Here is a 24,760-nt window from a genome sequence, read left to right on the forward strand (position 1 = left end):
TTATTTTATATTTGACCACAATAACTTAATACAGTAGTGTCATAAGTTACAACACACAAGATGTTATAAGAGTTCCCAATTCCTTCACATTGAGATAAATATCTTGATAAAAAATTAAAAATCTTTACACGCGCTCGCTCGCGGGGGCTGCCAAGAGCTGTCGGGGATCGGGCTGGAGAGCCCGGTTCAAAACAAAATTGATTAGTCACTAGCCACCAACTTTTCAACCCCCCCCAGAATTACTTCTAATTCAGCGACGATTTTTGTAGCCCCCTCCAAATCATTTGATTCGGCCCGACTTTGAAGCTGATCTGCCATATCGGGCATTAACCGCACCGCCGCCGTAGCGCTGACACCTTTAATTTGATGAGCGTGGCGGGCCAGTGTCTCCATATCTCCCGAGGCGATCGCCTCCTTAGCAGCTTCTAAATAACTAGCACTATCCACCACAAAAGCTAGCAGTATTTCCCGCTCAAACTCTAAATCAGCGCCCGAAATTTCGTGCAAACGTGCCATATCGACTACCGATTCGATATCTGGCTCAGAATTTTGAAGTTCCTCGCCCTTAAACTTGGGAGTTTCAATTTTTAGCTTGGCGGACCAATTTTCTAGTACCGATTTTAACTTTTCAATCGCAATAGGTTTGCTAATATAATCGTCCATGCCCGCGGCCAGACACTTTTCGCGATCGCCCTTCAAAGCATTCGCCGTCATCGCAATCACCACCGTCTTTTGATGCGGCTGCATCTTCCCAGCAGCAACATCTGCCGCTTCTAGGCGGCGCAATTGCAGCGTTGCTTCGTAACCGTCCAAAACCGGCATCTGACAGTCCATCAACACAATGTCATATTTTTTTAGAGCAACCATAGATACCGCCTCTGCACCGTTATTGGCCACATCCGCCGCGCATCCCAAAACTCTGAGTTGATTCAGACCAACTTTTTGATTGATTGGAGTATCTTCAACTAACAAAATCTTTAAACTTGCTAAGTCCCGGTTGTCAATAGCTGAGGCTCGATTGGACGTTGGATTTGCTCGCGGCTCATCAATCAGCGTCATCGGGGCGATCGCATTCGCCAAGCAATCAAATAGTCGGTGAGCTTTCACAGGTTTAGTTAAATAGCCACTAAAACCGCTATCTACCAAGCGTTTCGCCTCTCCAAGCTGAGTCATTGAAGTCAGCACCACCCACTTTGTCTGCTGCATTGCCGGCTCAGAAATCCTCAAGCGTTCGAGACTTCCCGCCACCATTTCCGGCAACTGAATATCAACCAAAACGATATCGTAAGGGGAATTAAGGCTGACAGCTTTGTACAGAGATGCGATCGTCATCCAACCGTTCTCAACCTCCTCAACCTCCATTCCCCACAAAACAGCCATTCTCACTAGCACTTTTCGCACTGTCGGCTTGTCGCTGGCAACTAACATTTTTCGCCCGGCCAGCACCGTTTCAAAATTCACTTCGCACGCTGTCCCGACAGCAGTTAAATTTTCATTAACTGTCGGCACAGTAAACCAAAAAGTCGATCCTTTGCCAGGGGTACTTTCCACACCGATTTGCCCACCCATTAACTCCACCAACTCCTTAGAAATAGCCAGACCCAAACCTGTGCCCCCATATTTTCTTGTTGTAGAGGCATCAACTTGAGTAAAAGATTGAAACAGCTTTTTTTTGTTTTCTGGAGCAATCCCAATTCCTGTATCTGTCACTTTAAACAGCAGGAGCATCGACTCATTATTTTCTATTTTTAACGGTTCGATATTCTCTAAAATTTTCTGAGTATCGCTGTCTGCCAATAACCCAGGATTACTAGCATTAGCAACCTCTATTACCACTTCTCCTGCTTCTGTAAACTTAATAGCATTGTTGATCAAATTAGTGAGTATTTGCCGCAACCGTGCTGCATCGCCTTTAATTTGCAGCGGCACGTCGCTGTCAATCAGTGCCACCACTTCTATACCTTTTTCTTGTGCGGGAGTTGCCAACAAATCCAGCACTTCATTCATACAGATACTGAGGTTAAATTCTAGTATTTCTAAGCGCATTTCTCCTGCTTCCAGTTTGGAGAGATCCAGAATATCATTAATGATGGAGAGTAAATTTTGACCGCTGAGTTTCAGCGTCTGTACAAAGTCAAGCTGTTCGGGAGTAAGATTCGTTTTCAGCAGCAAATCCGTCATCCCCATCACTCCATTCATCGGAGTACGGATTTCGTGACTCATATTTGCTAAAAATAACGACTTCATTCGAGACGCTTCTAGGGCTGCTTCTCGGGCCTGCTGTGCTTGTTCAAAAAGAGTAGATTGCTGAATGGCGATCGCCAACTGCACGCTCAACCTTCCCAGCAAATCCATCTCAGAATCAGTCCAAACACGCGGAGCGCTACACTGATGGGCAATCAGCAACCCCCACAACCGATTTTGACTCGTTTCCAAACTCCTTCCCGGCGGTTCAATTCGAGTTTCCGGCGAATATTCGGCTGCCAACCCCTGACTTTCATCGCCTATAAAAATTGGTACAACTAAATTAGCCCTTACCTGCAAACTAGCAAGTAAATCTCGGTGTTCCTCGCTCAAATTTGCCGTATAAATATCTGCCATTGCTTGAATTGTTTCTGCACTGTACAGCCATACATAACTTTCCCCAAAGGATGTTCTTTGAACTTTTCTGCCCAGCAGGGGCATCCAATCATCCCCTACAGATTCCACAACAACCAGCGCTGTTTCCTCGGACTCAAAACGATAAATTACCGTGCGGTCAGTTGCCAGCAACTGTCGCACTTCGTGTACAGCAGTGCTCAGAGTTTGAGTGAGGTTGAGAGACTGGCGGACTCGCTGGGCGATCGCCGAAACCAGCCGTTCTTGTTCTGCTTGTTCCCGCAGCATTCTCTCAGCTTGCTTGCGTTCGGTGACATCGCGAATTACCGCAGCAAAGCACAGCGGTTCGGTGGTTTGAGGGTGCTTGACCAGAAAAGCATTCATCACAACATCAATGGGTTGTCCGTTGCCCAAGTGCTGCATTTGACCTTCGCCTTGCCACTGGCCATGACTGATAATTGTTGGTAAAATTTCTTGACCGAATTTATGTTGAAAATACGGCCCAATATAATCCCATATCTCCGTATAAAGCACTGCCGAAAGATTCTCTACACCAACCAGTTTTCGTCCGGCTTCGTTGACAAACAGTGTTTTGCCTTTCAGGGTAGCCATACCGATAAAATCGCTGCTGTTTTCAATCAGCGACACAAATTTTTGCCGTTCTTCTTCTCCTTTTTTGCGTTCGGTAATGTCGCGCTTGACGCAGACGTGACAAATTACATCATTGGCGTTGTTAATCACAGAGTATGCCGCAACGTCGATCGCCAGCGTCTGGTCTTTTTTAGTGCAGGTAGTAATTTCGCCCCGAAAACTTCCTGTTTTCTCTAAACTTTGGGCAATTGCCGAAAAACACTCTCCCGCAACCAGTGGCGAAGCTTCTGCTTGTAATTCCGCGTCTGTGTATTCTAGAAGCGTTTGGTGAGCAAGATTTTGTTCGAGGAAAAACCCGTCAGCATCAATAATGACGATCGCATCATTGGAGTTTAAAAATATTTCTCGGTAAAGCTTGAGTTTTTCCTCAGCTCGCTTGCGTTCGGTTATGTCTCTTTTGACACTTACGTAACAAACTACATCCCCAGCATCATTTAAAACCGCAAAAGCCGAAACCTCCACCTCAACTGTTCCTGCTTGCATAGCCTTAATACAGGTTATTTCGCCTCGGTAACTCCCTGTTTCTGCCAAGCTTTGCAGCACAGACATAAATGCCTGTTCTCCCATGTGAGTGGCAGGCGTTTTTCCCCACAATTTTGACGCGCTGTAACCCAGCAAAGCCGTGTGAGCTTGATTGGTTTCTAAGTAATAGCCTTCGGGGTCTAAGATCGCGATCGCATCGTTGGATTTCAAAAAGATTTGTTGATAAAGTTGCAGCTTCCGTTCAGCTTGTTTCCGGGCGCTAATATCCGTGAACAAGCCGTAGTAAACTATCTCGCCCGATGCTTGGAATTCTGGCTGGGAAGCTCCTTGCACCCATTTAAGTTTTCCTGACGGAGTGACAATTCTTCCTTCCCACCGCCAAGGCTGCAAATTTTCAGCAGAAAGCGTCACCGAGTTGAGAAAATCATCTCGATCTTCGGGATGAATCATGTCAACAATTACATTAAAATCCTGCTGAGCCACCTCTGGTTCTATTTCATACAATTCTCGGCAGCCCGCGCTCACAAACGAGAAAGCCATCGAGCCGTCTGGATGCAAGTCAATTTGATATACCGTACCTGGTACGCTAGCAGTAATTTTTTGCAGTTTGGCTTGGCTTTGATTCCTCGCTTCATCTGTGGCCTGCAATTGACCAATTTCTCTAGAAAAACCCAAAACCCCAAATATATTACCCTCTGCATCGCACAGTGGCACTTTTTGCGTATCAAAGACGTGCTGTTTGCCACTTTCAAAGACGATCGCCTGGTAGGGATTGCGAACCCTCTCCCCAGCCAGCACAGCTCGATCTTCCTCGCGGATGCCCTTAATTTGGCGGTTGCGATCGCCAAATACTAATTCGGCTGAAAACCCTAATTCAATATCATCTTTGCCGATAATTTCCTCAACATTTTTCCCCACACATTCAGCAAAACTTTGATTTACAAAAATGTATCTCAAGTTTCTATCTTTCGCAAAAACTCCGTCCGGGGCCTCGTCCATTACAGCCCGCAATAATAGTTCTTGACTTTCCGAATCCAGAGCAAAATTATTTTTAATTTCATCCTTGACACTGCTCGTTTTACGTGCTAAAGTTATTAACTGTTTCGCACAAATTTGAGCGACAGTGTGGAGCAAACAAAGATGTTCCAAATTAAAAGCATTTTCCTGCTCTGCACCGATGAAAAATACTCCCAACAATTCTTCAGTTTCATCAGTTTCATCCGAGTTGGCTGATGCCATCAAGACAGACTGAAACTGAGTAATTGGTGGCGGAGCGATGTTGTGCGCCCAGTCCCGATTGCCAGCAAGCCATTCACTGCGAGCAGCTTGCAAGCGCCCTTCAATTTCGGCTTTGGCGCTAGCACTTAACGGCTGTAAGTGTTCCAGGTATATTCGATCGTCCGGTAGCGTCAAAATGGCGATCGCCTGTGTGGGAATGAGGCGATCGAGATGTGCCAGACACGCAGACCAAATTTCCTCAACGCTGAGAGCGGCTTGAACTTTTGCAGTAAGTTCGTTGAGAACTTGCAGTTCCAAGGTACGCTGGCGGACTTGTGCTTTGAGGCTGGCGGCTAGGATTTGCATAGTGCTCACCAAACTGGTTTGCTTATATTATAATTATTGATTTTTAAACTTTTTCAAACAATCATCTTAAAATACATCCGCCGAAAAAACAACTTTTTTATATTGAAATTACCTTCTACCAATAAAAAAACAAGGGCGCGATCGGGAGCAAAGCGGCACCGCAAAGCACCTGCTTGGCTCCCGCAGCGAGATTAAACGGCGAAATTATCCCATTAAAATTACGTTATCGATCACATGGATCACACCGTTATCAGCTTCGATATCTGCAGCGACAACTGTAGCATTTTTCACCTCAAAACCGTCTGAACAATCAATTTTAATCGGCGAACCTTCCAAGGAAGTAACAAAACCGAGTTTGGCCAAATCAGCTTTCATAAACTTGCCGGAGACGACATGAAACATCAAAATCCTACTCAGTTGGGGAACGTTCTGCACTAGGGTGGTGATAGTTCCCGGTGGCAATTTCGCAAAAGCATCGTCCGTGGGTGCAAAGACAGTAAAAGGACCCGGACTTTTGAGCGCGTCTACTAAATTAGCTACTTGCACGGCTGTTACGAGGGTTTGGAACGAACCCGCACCTACGGCAATATCAACAATATCAGGCATTGTGTTTTACCTCATCTGGGAAAAAAGTTCTATTAAGTATCGTAAACTGAGGCGGGCAACAATACCTACTGTCTTTTTTGAAAAATTGGTAATTATTTTGTAGTCAGGACTTCAATCCTCACATTTTTGATGAGGACTTCAGTCCTCACTACAAACCTAATAATATAGGACTTACGCATGGGGGTCCAGAAACCGGGTTTATTACGAAAATACTTCGTTAAAACCCGTAGATTAGGTAAAAAACCCAGTTTCGAGGAGTCGGAGTGCGTCCAGGACTATAATAGTTATTTTACCAGATATAATATTACTAACCGCTTGGCAATTTAACCGCGGGGGGGTTTACAATTGGTACAATACTGCTGGCGATTGTGATACCCCAATCCTCTGTTTCTAAATCTTCTACTTCAGCATTTAGGTTTTCTCCCTTGTGAATGCTAAAACTGCCGTACAAAATTGAAATTTCAAAAATATCTGTAGTAATCACCGCAGGCTTGCGGTGTTCCGGCTCGCCCAATGAAATTCCGAAGAATTCAGCTTCCAGTTCGCCAACTGCCCCTTCATCGTGTACAGTCCAACTGATATCGCGACAGTCTTTGAATGCCAGGATATAAGGCAATCTTTCTTCGGGATTGTAGACGCATTCAATTAATACTTCGTTTCCCCATAAAGATACGTTGACTTTTGTGATTAAAGATGTAAAGCCACCCAATCCAAGCAAGTTATAGTCATCCTTCCAATCACTCATTTAATTTTTTTCCCGTATTGTGAGTACCTGGAATTAAATTACCAAATTCGTCTTTCGTCCGCAATAAATTACCATCTCTGTCGAGACGCAAACCTTTGTTGATATTTATTCCATCCGAGCCATATTTCGGTGCAGGCGTTCTCATCACTTCACCGTTAGGACGGATCATTACTGTTGACTTATCAAAAAATTTATATTCAACATAACCCTCTCTAGTAGTTCTGATTTCTGCACCCAATCCGCGCAAAAAATCATTGACTTCTTGGCGAGTCATTCCGGTTAAGTCTCCAAACTCAGATGCAATTCCATTTCCTCCAAATCCCTGACTCGGCACGCAAGTCTCCTCACCAACCATTGCCTCTTCGGGTTTAGCACAGGTGCAGAATCGGAAAAAGGAAGTTCGGCAACGGATTCGCTTTCTGAAGAGGTAACGGATGTAACGGATAAATGGATGGAAGAAGGAAGAAGGATAAAGGATAAAGGAAGAATCATTCCTAAAATTCGCAATGGCCAATGCTTTTCGGCCCAATTTTCAATTCCCAATGACCAATTATCAATTCCCAAAACAAATAGGGGGTGCTTTGCGCCCCCCTACTCATTAAATAAAACTAACTAAACTAGCAAACAATTATTAGCCGCCGATTTGCACTTTCACCACGCGGTTCTTTTCTGCTTCCGCTTTGGGCAAATTCAGGTGCAAAACTCCATTTTTGTACTCAGCTTGTACGCTGTCATTTTGAACCCGTGCGGGTAGGGGAATCACCCGGCGGAACGAACCGTAACGGAACTCAGAGCGAGTCATGCCTTTATCTTCAGTCTGAGTTTCCTGACGGCGTTCGCCACTGATAGCAACAGCTTCTGCGGTTACTTGTACGTCCAAATCCTTAGCTTCCATGCCCGGAACTTCTAACTTAAGGTGGATGGCTTCGGGAGTTTCATCGAGTTCGGCGGCGGGTAGAAAAGCAACACCGTTAGATGCGCGATCTGTTGTCGGTGACAAGCTATCAAACAACCGATTCATTTCTCGTTGCAAGGAGTCCATTTCCCGCAAAGGTTCCCAACGAATAAGTGCCATAACTAATACCTCGACTATCTGAAGTTTTGATGGTTGAGAAACACTTGACTCAACCTGTATTTAATATATTCCAGCTCCAGAAATAGGGGGAGTCGGTTTTCCGCAAAAAGGGCGATCGCATTTCCGAACATTCGCGATCGGTATTGTAAAACCATCCCCGGTGCGGGTATCCGAGCCAACTCGAACCCAGCAATTTTAGATTTTAGATTCGAGCCAGGAATTCCCATCTAAGAATCTCAAATCGAAGTTTCGATTAACTCCACCGCGAATGCTGATAAGAAGCGTAGGTATCAAACAAAGCACCCACCAAACCAAAAGTTAGGCCGATCACGAAAAAACCCTGGAGGGGACAGCCGCTGCCGAAAGTAGCTAAGAACTGCAAAATCAGGTCTTCTCCAGAACGACCAACTCCTTGGAGAGCAGGGACGAAGCCGATCAGCGAAAAGCTAGTCAATCCCGCACCGATTAACAATAAGGGGGCGACAAAGCTCAACAGGCTGGTCAGCAGTAGAGAGCGAAGAAAATTGGGGAAAATGCTCATAAGAGTCAGTAAATTCAGCTAAACTGCCGAAAGGTACAAGCAAACAAAACTTGTCCTTTTCTACGATAGGCAGCGATCGCCCTCAGCGGCCAATTATGTCAAAAATCTTAAATCTTAGAGAAGAAAGTTGTTTAAGATTTGTAGATAGATTTCATTTTTGGCAGTTGTTCTACACTCGAAATCCCTTGAGCACAACTACACCATCGAGCCTCAGTTTGTGGAGTCAGCGGTTGCTGGCAGCAATTTTATTGGGCGGCCAAGTCATGCTGCACTTGCTGAAGGGCAAAATTCACCGCCGCAACACGATCGACCAAATGGCAGCAGTCGGCCCGGAATCTCTGCTGATTGCTTTGCTGACTGCGGGTTTTGTCGGCATGGTATTTACTATTCAGGTAGCGAGGGAGTTTATTAACCTCGGTGCTGGCAATGTCGTCGGTGGCGTTTTAGCTTTGTCTTTGACTCGCGAGCTCGGCCCCGTCTTAACAGCCGTCATCGTGACGGGACGGGTAGGTTCGGCTTTTGCAGCGGAAATCGGCACGATGCAGGTAACAGAACAGATAGATGCCCTGCTGATGCTCAGAACAGACCCGATAGACTATTTAGTAATTCCCCGCGTCCTTGCTTGCTGCTTGATGCTGCCAATTTTAACCATCATGTGTCTCGTCACCGGCATCGTCGGCGGACTGCTGATTGCTACGACAATGTACGGCATCTCTCAAAGCGTGTTTTTAGAATCAGTCCGCAATTTCCTGAGTCTGTGGGATATTTGCAGCGCCGCAATTAAGGCTTTTGTATTCGGTGGCTTGATTGCTGTAATCGGCACTAGCTGGGGTTTGACCACCACCGGCGGGGCAAAAGGCGTCGGTCAATCGACTACTACGGCGGTGGTGACGGCTTTACTGGCTATTTTTATTGTGAACTTTTTCCTGACTTGGCTGATGTTTCAGGGGACGGGCTCTAGCGTACTCAAAGGCTTGTAAGCTAGGAAACATATAAAATATGAATAATCGGCAACATTCCTTTACTACCCTTGATTTAAACCCGTGAATACCACTGCCTCTTCGACTGCGCCGACAAGTACGATCGAACTCGCTCCGAGTTATGCGATTCCCCTAGTCTTGGTACTGGCGGCCGTACCCCTGCTGTTTGTTCAGAAGTGGGTGAGTTTGCCGCTTTCTGTGTTCGGCTTGTTTCTGATGTACCAAGCCGCCACCCTCCGGCTGCAATTTACCCCAACAGATTTGGATATTTATCGAAAGTCCAACTTAATCCGCCGCTTTCCTTACCGAGAATGGCAAAATTGGCGGATATTTTGGCCCCCTGTGCCGATTTTGTTTTATTTCAAAGAAATTAACAGCATTCACTTTCTGCCGGTTCTGTTCGATCGTAAAATGCTACAGACCTGCTTAGAACAGCGCTGTCCCCGTCAAGACTAAAAAAGTTGTTAATTTTAAATTTTTAACTTTTCCATGCCCACGCCGAACAAAATTTCCCATGAATTCAGACGAATCTCCAACCCAAGAACCGCAATCACAACCAGCCGCCCCAAGCGGTGACGGCGAAGTCGATTTACCCGTGAATGAGACGGAGTACCAGCTTCCATCTCAAACAGAGGATTTGTGGCTCGACCAAAATGAACTGGCAGCCCAACTCCCGCCAGAAACAGACCCGCCGCTGGGCGAGGAAGATGCCGAAATCGCCCAATTCGTGGACGAAGCAGGCGCAATGGCCCAAATTCCGCCCAACACCGACGATGGCGAATCAGAAAGTCCGATCGCTCAAATCGAGCCTCCAACAGACTCCCAGCCAACAGTAACCGCAGAAACGGTAACGCCCATCCCAGAAAATGTTACCGAACAGTTGGCAGAGAGAGTCAAAGAATTGCAGCAGCAAGAACAAGCTTTGACAGAAAAAATTGCCGCCTTGGAAGCCGACAAAGCCAATGCTATAGAAGCGTTGGGCCAGGCTCAAGCATCGATCGGGCGTTTGGTACAAGACGGCTTGATTCAATTAGATCAGCGCAAACAAGCGCTACAAATCGAAGTAGAAAAACTCGAACGCCGGCGCGATCGAATTCAAAAGGAAATGCGAACCACTTTTGCCGGCGTTTCCCAAGATTTGGCAATTCGAGTCCAGGGTTTCAAAGACTATCTAGTAGGCAGTTTGCAGGATTTGGCCGCTACCGCCGAACTCTTAGATTTGACGCCACCGGCGCAAGAGACACCCAAGCAAATTCCTGCTGAGGAGTCTCAATCCTCAGCACCAGTAAATCCCAAATTTGCCGAACAGGGATTTCAAGAACAAGCCAAACAAATTCGCCGCACCCTCGATCAATACCGCACTGTCCCCGACTACTACGGCCCGCCTTGGCAACTTCGCCGCACTTTTGAACCCATCCACGCAGAACGAGTTTCTAACTGGTTTTTCACCCAAGGAGGAAGGGGTGCTTTGCGGACTATGGGTTCGCGCTTGCAAAATATCTTGATTACTTCCACTATTATTTCTGTACTCAGAAGCGTCTACGGTGGACGGGTGCGGACTTTGGTGCTCGCCAACAGTCCCGAACGTTTGGGAGAGTGGCGCCGGGGTTTGCAGGACTGTTTGGGCATTACTCGCAGCGATTTTGGCCCAGAACGGGGGATTATTATGTTTGAGTCTGCGGAAGCTTTGGCTCAAAAAGCCGATCGACTGGTGAAAGATGGCAAATTGCCACTAATTGTCATTGATGAAACTGAGGATTTAATTAGTTTGTCAATCCTGCAATTCCCGCTATGGCTGGCATTTGCTGCCGATCCGCAAACTTTAATGGCTGCTAAGGATTTTTGATTGGCTAATTGGTAATTGGTAATTGCTAATTGCTAATTGCTAATTGCTAATTAGTAATTAGCAATTATGCTAGGGGAAAGGTGGCAAATTTTAAAAGTACACGAAATCTCAAAGTAAAAAATGGCTAGCTGGATAATTTTAAATGGCGCACTGCTAATAGCAGCTTATCTGCTGGGTTCGATTCCGACGGGGTACGCCTTGGGGAAATGGATGCTGGGAATTGATATTCGACAGGTTGGTTCGGGTTCGACGGGTGCGACTAACGTACTGAGGACTTTGGGGAAGTGGCCGGGGTTGGGGGTGTTGCTGGTTGACGTGTTGAAGGGGGTAAGCGCGATCGTCCTAATCCGCTACATTTATTCTCTCAGTTTTACCCAGCAGCTAGCAACCGTCGCAGGTTTAGAAAATACTGCAACTGTCATCCCTTGGATGGCAACTTTGGCGGGTTTCTCTGCTGTTTTGGGCCACAGCAAATCAATCTGGCTGGGGTTTACTGGCGGTAAATCGGTGGCGACGAGTTTGGGAGTTTTGCTTGGTTTGTATTGGCCAGTTGGTTTGGGAACTTTCGGAATTTTCGGGATAGTATTTGCGGTATCGCGAATTGTTTCTTTAAGTTCGATTATCGGGGCAATTAGCGTTGCTGGATTGATGTTTGCTTTACATCAGCCGCTGGCTTATGTATTGTTTGGAATTGCGGGCGGTGTATTTGTAATTGTGCGGCACCGGAGCAATATTCAGCGACTGTTGAATGGTACGGAACCCAGGATTGGAGAGAAATTAGAAACAGCAGCGAGCGATTGATCGGTAATATTGTTGTACTCCTGGTTGCAGATTACCATTTCTCTGTCCAATCTTCGATTTAAGCTTTTGGAGGAGGCTTTGCAGCGCATTCTACAGCTTAGAATCCCTGAGTAGAGATAATACTCCCTTGAATCTCAGCCACACTTACATTTGCCACAAAGCCTACTATGTCGCCGGAATTCCTAACTTTAATTAGAGTGCCTTGACTCTGTATCGGTTGAGGATCGAATACACCTGGCGCGAAAACTTGATTGAAACTTTCTGGTGCATCAAACCCCAATAAGAGTGTCACGTTTGTCACGTATTGCAAGTCTACATCGCTAGCAGTCAAACCGCCTGCCAATCCAATTCGATCGGCACCTACTCTGAAACCGGCAATAGCATCGGCATTATTGACATCTGTAACTCCGGGTTCTGCTTGGAGGACGTACAAGTTGCTGCCCCCGATTTTGATTGAATTATTTTCATTCAAGGCGGCTAAAAAGTCGCGACCCAAACCTCCCACCAGAGTGTCATTTCCGTTACCGCTGGCTAAGAAATCATTGCCTCTACCGCCCAAGAGAATATCGTTTCCCGCATCACCCGCAAGCAAATCTGCATCTTGACCGCCGCTGAGAGAGTCATTTCCCTCATTTCCATCAAGTAGATCTATTCCTTTTCCCCCAAATAAAGAATCGTTGCCCAACTCCCCGCTGATAAGATCTTCCCCTTCATTGCCAAATATCAAATCATTAGCTGTTGAGCCGGTGACTAGATCGTCACCTCCGAGCATCCAACCTCCCAAAGGAAAATTAGTTGCATCTGCGATCGACAAAGTAACGACTTCGGATGTATTGTCGCCAATTAATCGCCGCTGTTCTGACGGATCGGGTTTTAAAGCCATAAAAAATTTCCGCGTAAAATCTCAGATGTCAACATGATTAAATAAGCAGTTTTCAAAGTCAATTCATAAATTCATAACTTTGAGTTCATAAAAGTCATAACTTTGAGTTCCTAAAAGTCATATTTGTGGTAAAATCAACACCAACGGGTGCAGCGAGTCGAGGGAATAGAACAATTTATGTGTCTGAATCCAGGGGATATTCTGCGCGATCGCTACCAAATTATCGGTCAATTAGGTGAGGGAGGATTTGCCAGAACCTATACGGCTAACGACGCTTTGGGCAGCCCCGAAAATCCCCTGTGCGTCGTCAAGGAAATTGGGCCTCCTCCATCGAAAGATCCCGATGTTTTGCACAGGGCACAGGTGCAATTTGAAACAGAAGCTGAATCCCTGATATCTCTGGAACAGTGCTCGCGCATTCCCAGGTTAATCGAGCACTTTCAAGAACAGGGAAGATTTTACTTAATTCAAGAATATATTGCAGGAAATCCGCTGAACAACGAGATCGGTTCAGGCAGGCAGTTTAGGGAATCAGAAGTTATTGATTTATTGCAGGATATTTTAGAAGTTTTAGATTGCGTCCACAAAAAACATATTATTCACCGCGATATTAAACCGTCAAACTTAATCCGGTGCAACCGCTCCGGCAAAATTGCGGTGATTGACTTTGGGGCAGTCAAAGGTATTAGCAATTTGGCGATTCAGGGCGGTCAAATAACTCAAACTCGCGTCATCGGTACAGAGGGTTATATGCCGGCCGAACAGTGGAAAAATCAGCCAAGATTTAACAGCGATATCTATGCTGTGGGAATCATCGGCATTCAAGCGATCGCAGGTTTAGATATTCCAGACTTTTTTAATCATAAAAAAACTGGAGAACTCGTCTGGCACTACTCAACTCACGATCGCCCGATGGTACAAATTAGCGACAAGCTGGAAAAAGTTTTAAATAAGATGGTGCGCTACCACTTTAACGATCGCTATCAATCCGCTGCTGAAGTGTTAAAGGATTTGCGATCGGTGGTGGTATCGCCCTCAGCGCCGATTGAGACTGCGACGCAGGTGGGAGTGGAATATTCGATCGCCAGTGACAGCAGGACACCTGTGGACTCAAACCCTCGTTTAGTCCTCCCAGATAATTTAAGTGCGGGAGAAAGAATTCTCTTTACCAGTTCTCGTCCTCGGTTAAAGCAAAGAGGAGTTGAAAAATTTGCAGCTTCAAATTCAGAGCAAGCTTTTAATTTATTCAAACAATCGTGGCATAAAGAATACGGCAAAGATCCAGAAACTTTAGTTTACCTGAACAATGCTTTTCTGGAGGTCAGCAACGCTCCTTATTACACAATTGCTGTAGCCCTTCCCATTTGTGGGAGAAAGCCGGACAGTTTTGCTCTGCTTGGTGCTCAGGCAAAAGAATTTCTGCGCGGAGTGGCTCAAGCGCAAACAGAAGTTAATTTGGGACTGTCCAATGCTAGCGATCGGGACTTTACCGGTCGAGGTTTTTTACCAAGTCAAGCCATTAACGGCAAAGGACTTAAAGTAATTATTGCTGACGATGGGAACGATAAAACAAGGGCAAGACAAAGAGCAATCTCACTGGTAAATCAACCGGATATTTTAGCAGTTGTCGGTCACGCTAGCAGCGAGATGACGATGTACGCTGTAGATATTTACAATAACAATAATCTGGTTTTGATGTCTCCGGGTGCAGCCACGGAAGAGCTGACAGATGAGCCTAAAAAATTTTTCTTTCGGACTCAATATACGACCAGTTTAATCGCTAGAGATTTAGCGGACTACCTCCTCGCACAGAATCAAACACAAGCAGCAATTTTATACAATCAGGAAAGCCCATTTAGCGCATCTTTTAAGGAAGAGTACACAACGTATTTTCGAGACCGCAAAGGAGGGGAAATAGTCTGCATTCGCGATTTTGATTTATTTCAAACAGACTTCAACGCCCAAAGAGCGATCGAGGAAATCCAGGCGAACGCAGAAACTGCGATCGTGTTAGTTCCAGACCCTCATGTTACAGGAGCCTTAAACAGCGCATTTGAGATAATAAAACTTAACGCCGATCGCAATTGGATTGCCGGGGCATGGATGCTGATGTGTCCGCAAATGTTAGAATTTGTATCTGGGCAACCGAAAAGCTTGTTTAATAAACTAATTCTTTCTGTCGGCTGGCATCCCTTAAACAGCCCCAACAAAGAATTTCCTCAACAGGCTCGATCGCTGTGGGGAGAAGAGGGAAATACTCGTATAGCTTCAGGTTACGATGCAGCGCGCGCACTCATAAAGGCATTGGAAATGCAGCAGGAACCCAGTCGCGAAGGAATGCAAAGAACGCTTTCATCTCCTGATTTTAGGGCTTGGGGAGCAACAGGAACCATTCAGTTTAACTCGCCGGAAAATGGCGATAGGAAAAATCATCCCAGCGATCTAGTACATATTGTAGAGTGTCCAAAAGAGCGGTTCGGCCTCGCTTTTGTTCCCGTCAAGTACCCGACAGCGGCAGCGGCCGGTTTAAAGTGCGATTGAACTCGTTTCTGATTGATTCAATTTTCTTGCGTTAGCCGCCCTCGCTCGCGGTACATGAAGCGCCAGAGGGCGGCGTTACATACTCGTGAGTAAACTATATAAACCCGTTCCCGCCCGATGGTAAAATCAACGTCAACGAGTGCAGCCAGTCGGGGAATCGGAGAATTTATGTGTCTGAAGCCAGGGGATATTCTGCGCGATCGCTACCGAATTATCGCTAAATTAGGTGAGGGAGGGTTTGCTAAAACCTATACGGCTAACGACGCTTTGGGCAGCCCTGAAAATCCCCTGTGCGTCGTCAAGGAAATTCCGCCGCCTCAATCTAATGATGGGCGGCTGTTGGAGGAAGCACAACAGCAATTTGAAAAAGAAGCTAAAACCCTGAAGTATCTCGATAAGTGTCCGCATATTCCCCAGTTAATCGATCGCTTTCTGGAAAATGGAAAATTTTACTTAATTCAAGAATACATCGACGGAAATCCGCTCAACAAAGAACTCGTTTCAGGCAGACAGTTTCAGGAGTCAGCAGTTATTGATTTATTGCTGGACATTTTGTCAGTTTTAGAGTGCGTACACTCTCAAGGTATTATTCACCGAGATATTAAACCGTCAAACTTAATCCGGCGCAAGCTTGACGGCAAAATTGTGTTAATTGACTTTGGGGCAGTAAAAGCGATCGGCACTTTGGCGATCGAGAACGGTCAAATAACTCAAACTCGCGTCATCGGTACAGAGGGTTATATGCCGGCCGAACAGTGGAAAAATCAGCCCCGATTTAACAGCGATATCTATGCTGCGGGAATCATCGGCATTCAAGCGCTCGCAGGGTTAGATATTGAAGACTTTTTTAATGATAAAAAAACTGGGGAACTCGTCTGGCACTACTCAACTGACGATCGCCCGATGGTACAAATTAGCGACAAGCTAAAAAAAGTTTTAAATAAGATGGTGCGCTACCACTTTAACGATCGCTACCAATCTGTTGCTGAAGTGTTGCAGGATTTGCGATCGCTAACAGCGTTGCACTCACCACCGCCGAAACGCAGGCTGTTTTCTCGCTCGATCTTTGGTTTGTTACCATTGGCAGTTGCGGGAATGACTGCGGGACTGGCAGCCCCTATTTTTTTACGCACAATTACACCTAAAACTTGTCCTTTAATGCAGGGAGATGCTTTGAGTTGCGGCGAAGAAATCCTCGTCAAAACTTCTTCGCCTCGGTTAAAGCAAAAGGGAGTTGAGGAATTTGCCAAATCTAATTATCAATCTGCTTTTGATTTATTCAAAAAATCCTGGAACGAAGAAGACAGCATCGATCCCGAAACTTTAATTTACATGAACAATGCTTTGCTCAAGGCTAAAAATGCTGATTATTACACAATGGCTGTTGCCGTTCCCATCCTGAGAACTCAGGATGGTTCTGTAATTAATGCAGATTCGGCAAAAGAAATTTTGCGCGGCGTTGCCCAAGCCCAAACACAAGTTAATTTAGGATTAAGCGCTGCTAATGAGAGGAATAAAAGCTTTCCCGGTCAAAGCTTTCTCGACGCCAAAGCTATTAACGAAAAAGGACTGAGAGTCATCATTGCTGACGATGCGAATCTCAAAACAGAGGCCATTAAAACAGCAAATGCACTGGTTAAACAGCCGGATATTTTAGGGGTAGTAGGTCACTATGCCAGCGAAATTACTCTATCAGCGATAAATATTTATGACAAAAATAACCTAGTGCTGATTTCTCCGGGAAGCACAACGGAAGAACTGACAGAAAAGCATCGAAAAATTTTCTTTCGCACATCCTATTCGAGTCGGTTTGCAGCTCAAAGTTTAGCAAAGTATCTGCGGTCAGTAGGTAAAAATCAAGCAACAGTTTTATACAATCCCGGCAGTTCGTCGGGTTCTTATTTTACACAAGCATTCAAAAGGCAGTTTCAAGATGACAAAAAAGGAAAAATAGTCAGAACTCGCGACTTCGATTTATCGAAAAATGAATTTAACGCCCAAACAGCTTTAAAGGAAATCCAGCGAACAGGAGAAACAGCGATCGTGTTATCTCCAGACGGTCAAATTACCAATTCCTTAAATAACGCGATCGCAATGGTTAAAGCCAACCGCGATCGCAATTTGATAGCCGGAATTTGGGTACTCTACAAGTGGAGAACTTTAGAAGCAGCATCCCAGTTAAAATCTTTTGAAAAACTAATCGTGTCTGTCCCCTGGCATCCCTTAAGCAGTGTTAATAAAAAATTTCCTCAACAGGCTAAAAAGTTGTGGGGAGGAACGGTAAATACCGATACCGCCTTAGCTTACGATGCAACTATTGCACTGATTAAGGCAATGGAAATGCAGCAGCAGCCCAGCCGCGAAGGAATGCAGAAAACGCTTTCTCTTCCGAATTTTATTGTGGAAGGAGGAACAGGAACTATTCAGTTTGGAAAGAATGGCGATCGCAAAAATCCCCCCAGCGAATTGGTGCATATTGTCAAGTGTCGAAAAGAACAATTCGGTGTAGCTTTTGTTCCCGTCAAGTATCCGACAGCAAAAGCGGCAGGTTTAAAGTGCGATTGAAGTCATTTTTGATTGTTTCTGTGCGTCTTTCCTGACTTATTTCCCTAATTCTTGAGAACGCAAAGAAGCTGCTTTCACTGCTTCGATCAGTGCCGAACGAAAGCCGTTACTCTCTAATTTAGCAATTCCGGCAATAGTTGTACCACCGGGACTTGTAACTCGATCTTTCAATTCTGCTGGGTGCATTCCTGTTTCTTGCAACAGTTTCGCTGTACCGAATACTGTTTGCAAAGCTAATTGAGAGGCGATCGCCCGTGGCAAACCAGCACAAACCCCCCCATCTGTCAAGGCCTCTATCAAAATTGCTACATAACCAGGCCCGGAACCCGAAAGCCCAGTCACCGCATCGAGCATACTCTCAGGTACTTCTACCACTTCTCCTACGGCCTGAAAGATGCGCTTTACTAATTCTAAATCAGCCGGTTGCACGAGTTTTCCCGGAGCGATCGCGCTCATTCCCGCCCCCACCGTCGCCGGAGTATTCGGCATCACCCGCAGCACTCCCCGCCCCGGAAAGGCTGGTTCGAGCTTGCTCAGTGGCACTCCTGCCAAAATCGACACTACCAGCGCTTCTGGCTGGGAATTAGCCGTTTCTCCATTATTTCCCTGTTTGCGATCGCCTGCCACGGCCAATTCCAAAGCTACCGTATCAAAAACTTGCGGTTTAATCGCCAAAAACAGCACTTCTGTAGCGGCAGCAACTTCTAGATTGCTGGCTGTTGTTCCAATCCCGTATTTGTTAGTCAAAAACTCGCGGCGCTTTACCCCTGGCTCGCTCACCAATATTTCTGAAGGCAAATAAACTTTTTGTGCAATTAAGCGGGATAAGAGAGCTTCTCCCATTACCCCGCCGCCGATCGTACCAAATTTTATGTTAGTCATTAGTCACTTGTCACTTTTGAGTTATCAGTTGTCAGTTGTCAGTTGTCAGTTGTCATTGGTTACTTAGTTGTTAGCTAATGTTATTAATCCGCAGTGTTTATTCCACAGTTATTAGTTGTTAACTATTGACTACTGATTACTAACTACTGACTACTGACTACTGACTACTCACCACTGTCAACTGACTACTAACTACTAACTACTGAGCGATGGGAGCTTGTTCTGCCGGCCAGACTGTCGGTGCAGGAGCAGCAGCACGGGGCCGTCCTTGAGCAGGAGGCACTTCGTGAACCACACCAGACTGAGTTCTCACCTGCACGCAGCTAGGCGTAAACAAGAAAATACTTTCGCCAATTCGCTCTTGATGACCGTCAAGAGCATAAGTACCGCCCGCCACAAAGTCCACAGCTCTTTGCGCTTGGTCTGGGTCCATCACCGTCAGGTTCAAAACAACAGACTTCCGTTCCTTAAGGGCTCGAATTGCTGCCGGCATCTCTTCAAAAGTGCGCGGCTCCATTACTACTACTTCCGAAATCCCGTTCATAGCTCCAGGCATTCCAATCACGTTATTCATTACTGACCCTACTCCCCCGGTTGGTGCAACGACATCCATACCTGTCGATCCTACTACTGACCGCTCTCGCATTCTACGATTTTGACGACGTTCTTCTTCGGCTGCTGCGACGGCAGCGGCGTTGGGTTCAGGCGCTTGGTAGAAGTTCTGATAGCGCTCCCCTTCCGTTTCGTCGTACACGTCATCGTACTCAGGCTCATTGTTGATGCCTACAAAATCTCGCAGTTTAGAAAAAATATTCATGATTCACGCTCCTTCACGACTTTGCTGCCCCGACTATACTCGCGTTGCGCGTTAGTCGCGGGTAGCTGACTATTCTATATTTAACCCAAATTGTCTTTATCAGAAGATTTCAATTACTTATCCCCTCCTAGAGCCAAATAAGGTTTGTCCTAGCCGTACCATAGTAGCACCTGCTTGAATTGCCAAATGATAATCTCCCGACATCCCCATCGAGAGCTGCTGCATTTGAATGCAGGGCAAGTTTTGCTGCTGGATTTTCTCAGCAAGTTCGCGGGTGCTGTTAAATAATTCTAGGATTTGCGAGTCATCTAATCCCAGCGGAGGAATTGTCATCAAACCTTGAATTTTGATATGCTGACATTTGTTGAGTTCTGGAAGGTCGGCAAGCAGTTCTGGAACGCTCCAGCCGTATTTGTCCGGGTCGGGCAACATTTTGACTTGCAGGCAGACTTGGGGAGAGCTCGACTGTTCGCCCGCCAAGCGCGAAAGTCGCTGAGCGATTTTTAAATTGTCGAGAGAGTGAATCCACTGGAAATGCTCTAGGGCTTTGGCGGCTTTGTTGGCTTGCAAGTGGCCGATCAAGTGCCAGTTGATATCCGGTAAATCTTGCAGTTGGCTTTGTTTTTCGGCAGCCTCTTGAACCTTACTCTCGCCAAAATCCCGGATACCGGCGTCGTATGCTTCGCGGATAGCATCAGTCGGTACCTGTTTGGTAACGGCAATTAACCGCACTGATTGTGGCAAGTGTTGGCGAATGCTGTTAATTCGAGAGGCAATGGTCATGGGTGCTCAACGCTCTTGACGGGAAGGAAGGAAAATTAAGACAGTTACCAATTACCAAATTACTGATTTTCGCTATTGAAACGTGCGCTGGTGAATGGTTTGCAATTGGTCGTACTCGTGATATTGACCGCTGCGACGCAGGGTTCGCAGGCGAATTTCGACCATGAGGCGAGCGTCGGAGCGGCTGATTGGTTCAAATCTCAGCCCGCCTGGGCCGTTTGTCACCAAAAAAAACAGGCGCTGGGCGTATAGGGTGGTAAATAATTCTTGGCTGTCTTCAACCTGGGATACCCTGAAGAGGAGGCCAAAGTTTGGATGATTCAGGTAAGTTTCGGTAGTCATTCACGCTCACAATCGATCAATTTTAGATTAAAGATTTAGATTTTAGATTTTAGTTTCGCTCGATCGCCCGACGGCGTTGTTTGACGGCGGGGTACAAAGAGCGATTACCGTAGCCGTGCAATAGTCTCCGTCGTGGCTGAGGCTCAATTGCCACTGGCAATTTCCCCAAACAGAGGCTTTTGCTGCTGCGGTTCCGTGGAGTTGCACGTTGGGAGCACCGTTTTCGGAGCGCCGAATTTCCACATCTGCATACCGTATTCCCCGCCATCCCGTCCCTAGAGCTTTGACAACGGCTTCTTTTGCTGCCCAGCGCCCTGCTAGTTGGTTGCAGGAAACTCGATTCATTTTACCTTTAATGCTGCTGTGTTGAGAATTTAGTGACCTACAATCCCTTTGTTCGGCGGGCGTGTAAACTTTTTCGAGGAAGCGATCGCCAAACCGGTCTAATGCGGCTTGTATGCGCGGAACATATACGATATCTGTCCCAAGATAGATGTTCAAGGTCTTGGTTCTCTAAATATTTTTCTCCATTACTTTAGCAGGACTGTCGCGCACCAGACAAAACTTACTCAAATTTAGGCCCGCGATCCAAACCCCGCTCGAATCAGTCCTTGTCAATTCTTCAATCTCAAATCTAATCAATCAATCAATCAATCAATCAATCTAAAATCTAAAATCTTAACTGTCCCAACCCCAAACCAAGCGGGCGCTCCAGAGGACGAGCAAGCAGCCGAGGGCGATCCAGTCTCGGATTTTCAATTGCAACTGGTGCCATTCTACACGGTGTCGATCGGGACTGGTGAAGCCACGAACTTTCATGGCGCTGGCTATTTGTTCAGCTCGCAGCAGCAAGTTTTCTAACAGCCGCTCGGCTATCATCAACCAAACTTGAGCGGCGCGGCGAAATCCTAGTTTTTTCCAGTTTATGGCTCTAGTGCTGACCGATCGCACTAAATTTTGTATTTCTTCCAATACTAGGGGAATGAATCGCAAAGATAAAGTTAATGTTAAGGCTATTTCGGTAACAGGCCAGTTCAAGCGGCGCAGCGGCTGCATTAAGTTTTCTATAGCAGCGGTGATTTCTTCGCTGGCTGTGGTGAGAAGGTAGAGGTTGGTGCTGTAAATTACTGTAAAAAATAGGGTGCTGACGTTGATAGCTAAATCTAGGGATTTGCGGGTGATTTTAATCGGGCCTTGTTTGAATAAAACGTAACGGTAGTTTGTGGGTTGCGGGAGTTGATTTGGGCTTTGGGCTTTGGAATTGGGGATTGGGGAGTTTGAGCCTAAATTAAAAGGTTTGTACCAGGGTTTTGGTTGGGGCGGGGGTGGAAGAGTTGCGGGCTGTTGGGAAAATGTTAATTCGTCGGCGGGGATGCGGGGCTGGTGCTCTGAGGGGAGTCCGTCGGGGGCGATCGCGCTGAGGCAAAATACTAAAATGCAGAATAGCAGCAGCATTCCCATTTGCTGTTTCCACACCCGCAAGGGAATTGCTGCGGTTAGTGTCAGTACGATTAACATTCCTACTAGCATCAAGCGCCAGATGGGATTGGCGAGTATTGGCGCAATCAGAAATGTCATCAACCAGGCTAGTTTTACGCGGGAGTCTAGCCGGTGAAGCCAGGTTACAGGTTGTTCTAGGTAGAGTCCAATAGGGAGCGATCGAAGTAAATCCATCTTGATATTTTAGATTTTAGATTTTAGATTTTAAGTTGTTTGATTTCGGATTGTCTGATTGTTGGGTTGTTTGATTGCTTGATTGTTTGATTTCGGATTGTTTGAGTTTTTAATTTAGAATTTGGATTGTTTAATTTTTTGGCTATTTTGGTTAGAAATTTGAGATTTTTTCATTTGCGATTACCTGTGGAATTTTTAGCCCTTAAAGTTTTGATTGAGGCAACTGTCATCGCTATAATTTCATTTTTTTCTGACATGATACTTTTCAAATTAGTTACCTCTACTAATTTAGCTTCAACTATCAGCTCCATCTAGTAAAGACATTCATCTGCTTATTCTTTCACTATTCTGAGTTTGGCAATTAAGTCTGCTATCGATCTAGCGCGACAAGCTGCTCGATAGTTAGCCCCTACAGAAGTTCCTGAACAAATTAACTGCTTGCCAAGTATTTCAGAAACGGTATTTTTGGGCAGTGAACTTACTAGCTTAATAACTCTTAATGCTATAGCCTTCGTTCTTTGTTTAAACTCTTGTTCGTCCAGCTTGGGATTTTAGATTTTAGATTTTAGATTTTTTCATTTGGGATTGAAGATGGTTAATTTTCGATTTATATTTGACATTTGGAGTTTGCAATTGTTGGATTTTTGATTAAACAAAAAAACGCAATTCATTAATTTTATTATTAAATTGCGTTTTTTCTTCAATCTAAAATCCAAAATCCAAAATCGAAAATTACTTGACGCGCAGTGCTCTGTTTGTTGTACTCATTTCTGTGGCACGAACTTTTTTGCCTCTCCAAAGTAGCCGCATTGGTGTACCGGTAAAGCCTAGGTGTTTGCGGAATTGGCTTTCCATGTAGCGGCGGTAATTTTCGGTGAAGCGTTTGGGATCGTTGACAAATAGGGCGATTGTCGGTGGCTGCGATCGCACTTGAGTACCGTAATAGATTTTGCCTTGTTTTCCTTGGCGGGTAACTGGGGCTGAGTGCCAGCTTGTGGCTTCTTCTATGACTTCGTTAATCACGGCGGTAGGGACGCGACGCTTGTGTTCGTCAGAGGCTTTGTCTACTAATTCAATGATTTTTTCAACTCGCTGTCCAGTCATGGCGCTAACAAAAATCATTTCTGCCCAGTCGAGGAAATAAAGTCGGGTTCTTACTTCTCTTTCGTACTCGTAGATGGTGTCGGAGTCTTTTTCTACGGCGTCCCATTTGTTGACTACTATGATGCAGGCTCGACCTTCTTCGCTGATGCGATCCGCTAATTTTTGGTCTTGATCGGTAACGCCGTCAATTGCGTCAATTACTAACAGTATGACGTTGGCGCGGCGGATGGCTTTGAAAGCGCGGTTGATCCCGAAAAATTCTGCGCCGTATTCAACGTTTTTCTTTTTGCGAATTCCGGCTGTGTCGATCAGGCGGTAGGTTTTACCGTTGCGTTCTACTAAGGTGTCGATCGCGTCGCGGGTTGTGCCGGAAATCGGGCTGACTATGGCGCGATTTTCTCCGAGAAATGCGTTTAACAAACTCGATTTGCCGACGTTGGGACGACCGATAATTGCTACTTTAATTTCCTCAACTTCTGGTAATACTTCTGTGGGAAGGTAAGTAATTAATTTGTCAAGCAATTCGCCGGTGCCGTTGCCGTGAATGCCTGAAATTGGGTAAGGTTCTCCTAGTCCCAATTGCCAAAAGTCTGCTGCTTGGGTGAGTCCTGTATTTTCCGATTCGCACTTGTTGACGGCGAGAATGACGGGGACTTTTTGCAGTCGCAGCCAAGATGCGATCGCTTCGTCGCCGCCGGTGAGTCCGGTTTTTCCGTCTACTACGAAAATGGCTGCGCTGGCTTCTGCGAGGGCCGCCATTGCTTGTTCGCGAATTAAAGGCAGAAATTCTGTTTCGTCGTCGAATACTAGCCCGCCGGTATCTACGACTTGATATTCTCGATCGCCCCAGTATGCTGGTCTGTAAGTGCGATCGCGCGTGATTCCTGGTTCGTCGTGGACGATCGCGTCTTGGGTGTTGGCTAAACGGTTGACGATCGTCGATTTGCCTACATTGGGGCGTCCAATAATAGCAACTATAGGTAGAGACATAAAAGTAGCAGCAATTAGGCTGCGCCGTAATTTTGAGGTTTAGTCTTGTATTGTAAGCTAATCTGACCGGAATTTTATAGATTGAGCCTGTGTTTCTGTCTTTTCATGCTGTAGGCGCTGTTTTACCGATCGCCCGTTTAAACATCGAACCCTAAAAAATAGCCACAGCCTATGGATCTGCATTCCCAGCCCGACTCTGAGAATTAGAAATAAAACTTAAATAACTCAACAAATCATCTCATGTGTGGTAATTCTTTGATGATTATGAA

General features: G+C 45.8%; 22 protein-coding genes. 6 read left to right on the top strand and 16 right to left on the bottom strand.

All coding sequences use genetic code 11. The annotated features are described in order from the left end of the window. Positions 1-201 precede the first annotated feature (201 nt). The 7 genes from QUA23_RS02650 to QUA23_RS02680 all read right to left on the bottom strand — a co-directional run bounded on the left by QUA23_RS02650 (position 202) and on the right by QUA23_RS02680 (position 8,283). Entirely contained in the window at positions 202-5,316 is a 5,115-nt protein-coding gene (locus QUA23_RS02650) for a PAS domain S-box protein (protein WP_333073158.1), read from the bottom strand. Positions 5,317-5,520: 204 nt separating this feature from the next. Further along, the gene (locus QUA23_RS02655; RefSeq protein WP_194011615.1) at positions 5,521-5,922 is read right to left on the bottom strand and encodes a fasciclin domain-containing protein; all 402 of its coding nucleotides are present in this window, start codon (positions 5,920-5,922) and stop codon (positions 5,521-5,523) included. Positions 5,923-6,229: 307 nt separating this feature from the next. Further along, the gene (locus QUA23_RS02660; RefSeq protein WP_333073040.1) at positions 6,230-6,667 is read right to left on the bottom strand and encodes a hypothetical protein; all 438 of its coding nucleotides are present in this window, start codon (positions 6,665-6,667) and stop codon (positions 6,230-6,232) included. Further along, the gene (locus QUA23_RS02665) at positions 6,660-7,022 is read right to left on the bottom strand and encodes a hypothetical protein (protein WP_333073041.1); all 363 of its coding nucleotides are present in this window, start codon (positions 7,020-7,022) and stop codon (positions 6,660-6,662) included. Before QUA23_RS02665 ends, QUA23_RS02660 begins: the two co-directional genes overlap by 8 nt. Positions 7,023-7,298: 276 nt before the next feature. Further along, positions 7,299-7,742 carry an Hsp20/alpha crystallin family protein gene (locus tag QUA23_RS02670; protein WP_333073042.1) on the bottom strand — a complete coding sequence of 148 codons (444 nt, stop codon included), beginning with the start codon at positions 7,740-7,742 and terminating at the stop codon, positions 7,299-7,301. A gap of 14 nt (positions 7,743-7,756) precedes the next feature. Then, positions 7,757-7,969 carry a hypothetical protein gene (locus tag QUA23_RS02675; protein WP_333073044.1) on the bottom strand — a complete coding sequence of 71 codons (213 nt, stop codon included), beginning with the start codon at positions 7,967-7,969 and terminating at the stop codon, positions 7,757-7,759. Between the two features lie 26 nt (positions 7,970-7,995). Then, the gene (locus tag QUA23_RS02680; RefSeq protein WP_333073045.1) at positions 7,996-8,283 is read right to left on the bottom strand and encodes a hypothetical protein; all 288 of its coding nucleotides are present in this window, start codon (positions 8,281-8,283) and stop codon (positions 7,996-7,998) included. 185 nt (positions 8,284-8,468) lie between these two features. Here QUA23_RS02680 and QUA23_RS02685 point away from each other — a divergent pair, with 185 nt between their 5' ends. From QUA23_RS02685 to plsY, 4 genes are all read left to right on the top strand, one after another. After that, entirely contained in the window at positions 8,469-9,263 is a 795-nt protein-coding gene (locus QUA23_RS02685; RefSeq protein WP_333073159.1) for an MlaE family lipid ABC transporter permease subunit, read from the top strand. A gap of 63 nt (positions 9,264-9,326) precedes the next feature. Then, complete coding sequence (locus QUA23_RS02690) at positions 9,327-9,719, top strand: DUF3119 family protein (RefSeq protein WP_333073047.1); 393 nt, start codon at positions 9,327-9,329, stop codon at positions 9,717-9,719. Between the two features lie 58 nt (positions 9,720-9,777). After that, positions 9,778-11,109, top strand: a complete 1,332-nt coding sequence (locus tag QUA23_RS02695) for a DUF3086 domain-containing protein (protein WP_333073049.1) — start codon at positions 9,778-9,780, stop codon at positions 11,107-11,109. Between the two features lie 120 nt (positions 11,110-11,229). Beyond that, positions 11,230-11,910, top strand: coding sequence for a glycerol-3-phosphate 1-O-acyltransferase PlsY (plsY, locus tag QUA23_RS02700; protein ID WP_333073050.1), 681 nt, complete (start codon positions 11,230-11,232; stop codon positions 11,908-11,910). A 97-nt stretch (positions 11,911-12,007) separates the two neighbouring features. Here the strand turns inward: plsY and QUA23_RS02705 are convergent, their stop codons facing one another. After that, positions 12,008-12,793, bottom strand: coding sequence for a calcium-binding protein (locus QUA23_RS02705; protein WP_333073051.1), 786 nt, complete (start codon positions 12,791-12,793; stop codon positions 12,008-12,010). 177 nt (positions 12,794-12,970) lie between these two features. Here QUA23_RS02705 and QUA23_RS02710 point away from each other — a divergent pair, with 177 nt between their 5' ends. Together QUA23_RS02710 and QUA23_RS02715 are read left to right on the top strand one after the other, a co-directional pair. Further along, positions 12,971-15,334 carry a bifunctional serine/threonine-protein kinase/ABC transporter substrate-binding protein gene (locus tag QUA23_RS02710; RefSeq protein WP_333073053.1) on the top strand — a complete coding sequence of 788 codons (2,364 nt, stop codon included), beginning with the start codon at positions 12,971-12,973 and terminating at the stop codon, positions 15,332-15,334. Between the two features lie 168 nt (positions 15,335-15,502). Next, positions 15,503-17,899 carry a bifunctional serine/threonine-protein kinase/ABC transporter substrate-binding protein gene (locus QUA23_RS02715; RefSeq protein ID WP_333093781.1) on the top strand — a complete coding sequence of 799 codons (2,397 nt, stop codon included), beginning with the start codon at positions 15,503-15,505 and terminating at the stop codon, positions 17,897-17,899. Between the two features lie 36 nt (positions 17,900-17,935). Here QUA23_RS02715 and proC read toward each other — a convergent pair whose 3' ends face one another. From proC to der, 8 genes are all read right to left on the bottom strand, one after another. Continuing rightward, positions 17,936-18,781, bottom strand: coding sequence for a pyrroline-5-carboxylate reductase (gene proC, locus QUA23_RS02720; RefSeq protein ID WP_333073056.1), 846 nt, complete (start codon positions 18,779-18,781; stop codon positions 17,936-17,938). Between the two features lie 199 nt (positions 18,782-18,980). Then, positions 18,981-19,598 (bottom strand): cell division protein SepF, encoded by a 618-nt coding sequence (locus QUA23_RS02725; protein WP_333065646.1) that lies wholly within the window; start codon positions 19,596-19,598, stop codon positions 18,981-18,983. A 117-nt stretch (positions 19,599-19,715) separates the two neighbouring features. After that, entirely contained in the window at positions 19,716-20,381 is a 666-nt protein-coding gene (locus QUA23_RS02730; RefSeq protein ID WP_333073057.1) for a YggS family pyridoxal phosphate-dependent enzyme, read from the bottom strand. Between the two features lie 72 nt (positions 20,382-20,453). After that, positions 20,454-20,723 carry a transcriptional coactivator PipX gene (gene pipX / locus QUA23_RS02735; RefSeq protein WP_333058020.1) on the bottom strand — a complete coding sequence of 90 codons (270 nt, stop codon included), beginning with the start codon at positions 20,721-20,723 and terminating at the stop codon, positions 20,454-20,456. Positions 20,724-20,765: 42 nt separating this feature from the next. Then, positions 20,766-21,224 (bottom strand): holo-ACP synthase, encoded by a 459-nt coding sequence (gene acpS, locus QUA23_RS02740; protein ID WP_333073059.1) that lies wholly within the window; start codon positions 21,222-21,224, stop codon positions 20,766-20,768. Positions 21,225-21,401: 177 nt separating this feature from the next. Beyond that, complete coding sequence (locus tag QUA23_RS02745; RefSeq protein WP_333073060.1) at positions 21,402-22,397, bottom strand: CbiQ family ECF transporter T component; 996 nt, start codon at positions 22,395-22,397, stop codon at positions 21,402-21,404. Positions 22,398-22,729: 332 nt separating this feature from the next. After that, positions 22,730-22,939, bottom strand: coding sequence for a four helix bundle protein (locus QUA23_RS02750; RefSeq protein WP_333073160.1), 210 nt, complete (start codon positions 22,937-22,939; stop codon positions 22,730-22,732). Between the two features lie 190 nt (positions 22,940-23,129). Further along, a complete protein-coding gene (gene der, locus QUA23_RS02755; protein ID WP_333073062.1) occupies positions 23,130-24,491 on the bottom strand; it encodes a ribosome biogenesis GTPase Der in 1,362 nt (453 codons plus the stop codon). Between the last annotated feature and the right edge of the window lie 269 nt (positions 24,492-24,760).

The sequence above is a fragment of the Microcoleus sp. Pol1C5 genome (assembly GCF_036701115.1).
GTDB lineage: Bacteria > Cyanobacteriota > Cyanobacteriia > Cyanobacteriales > Microcoleaceae > Microcoleus.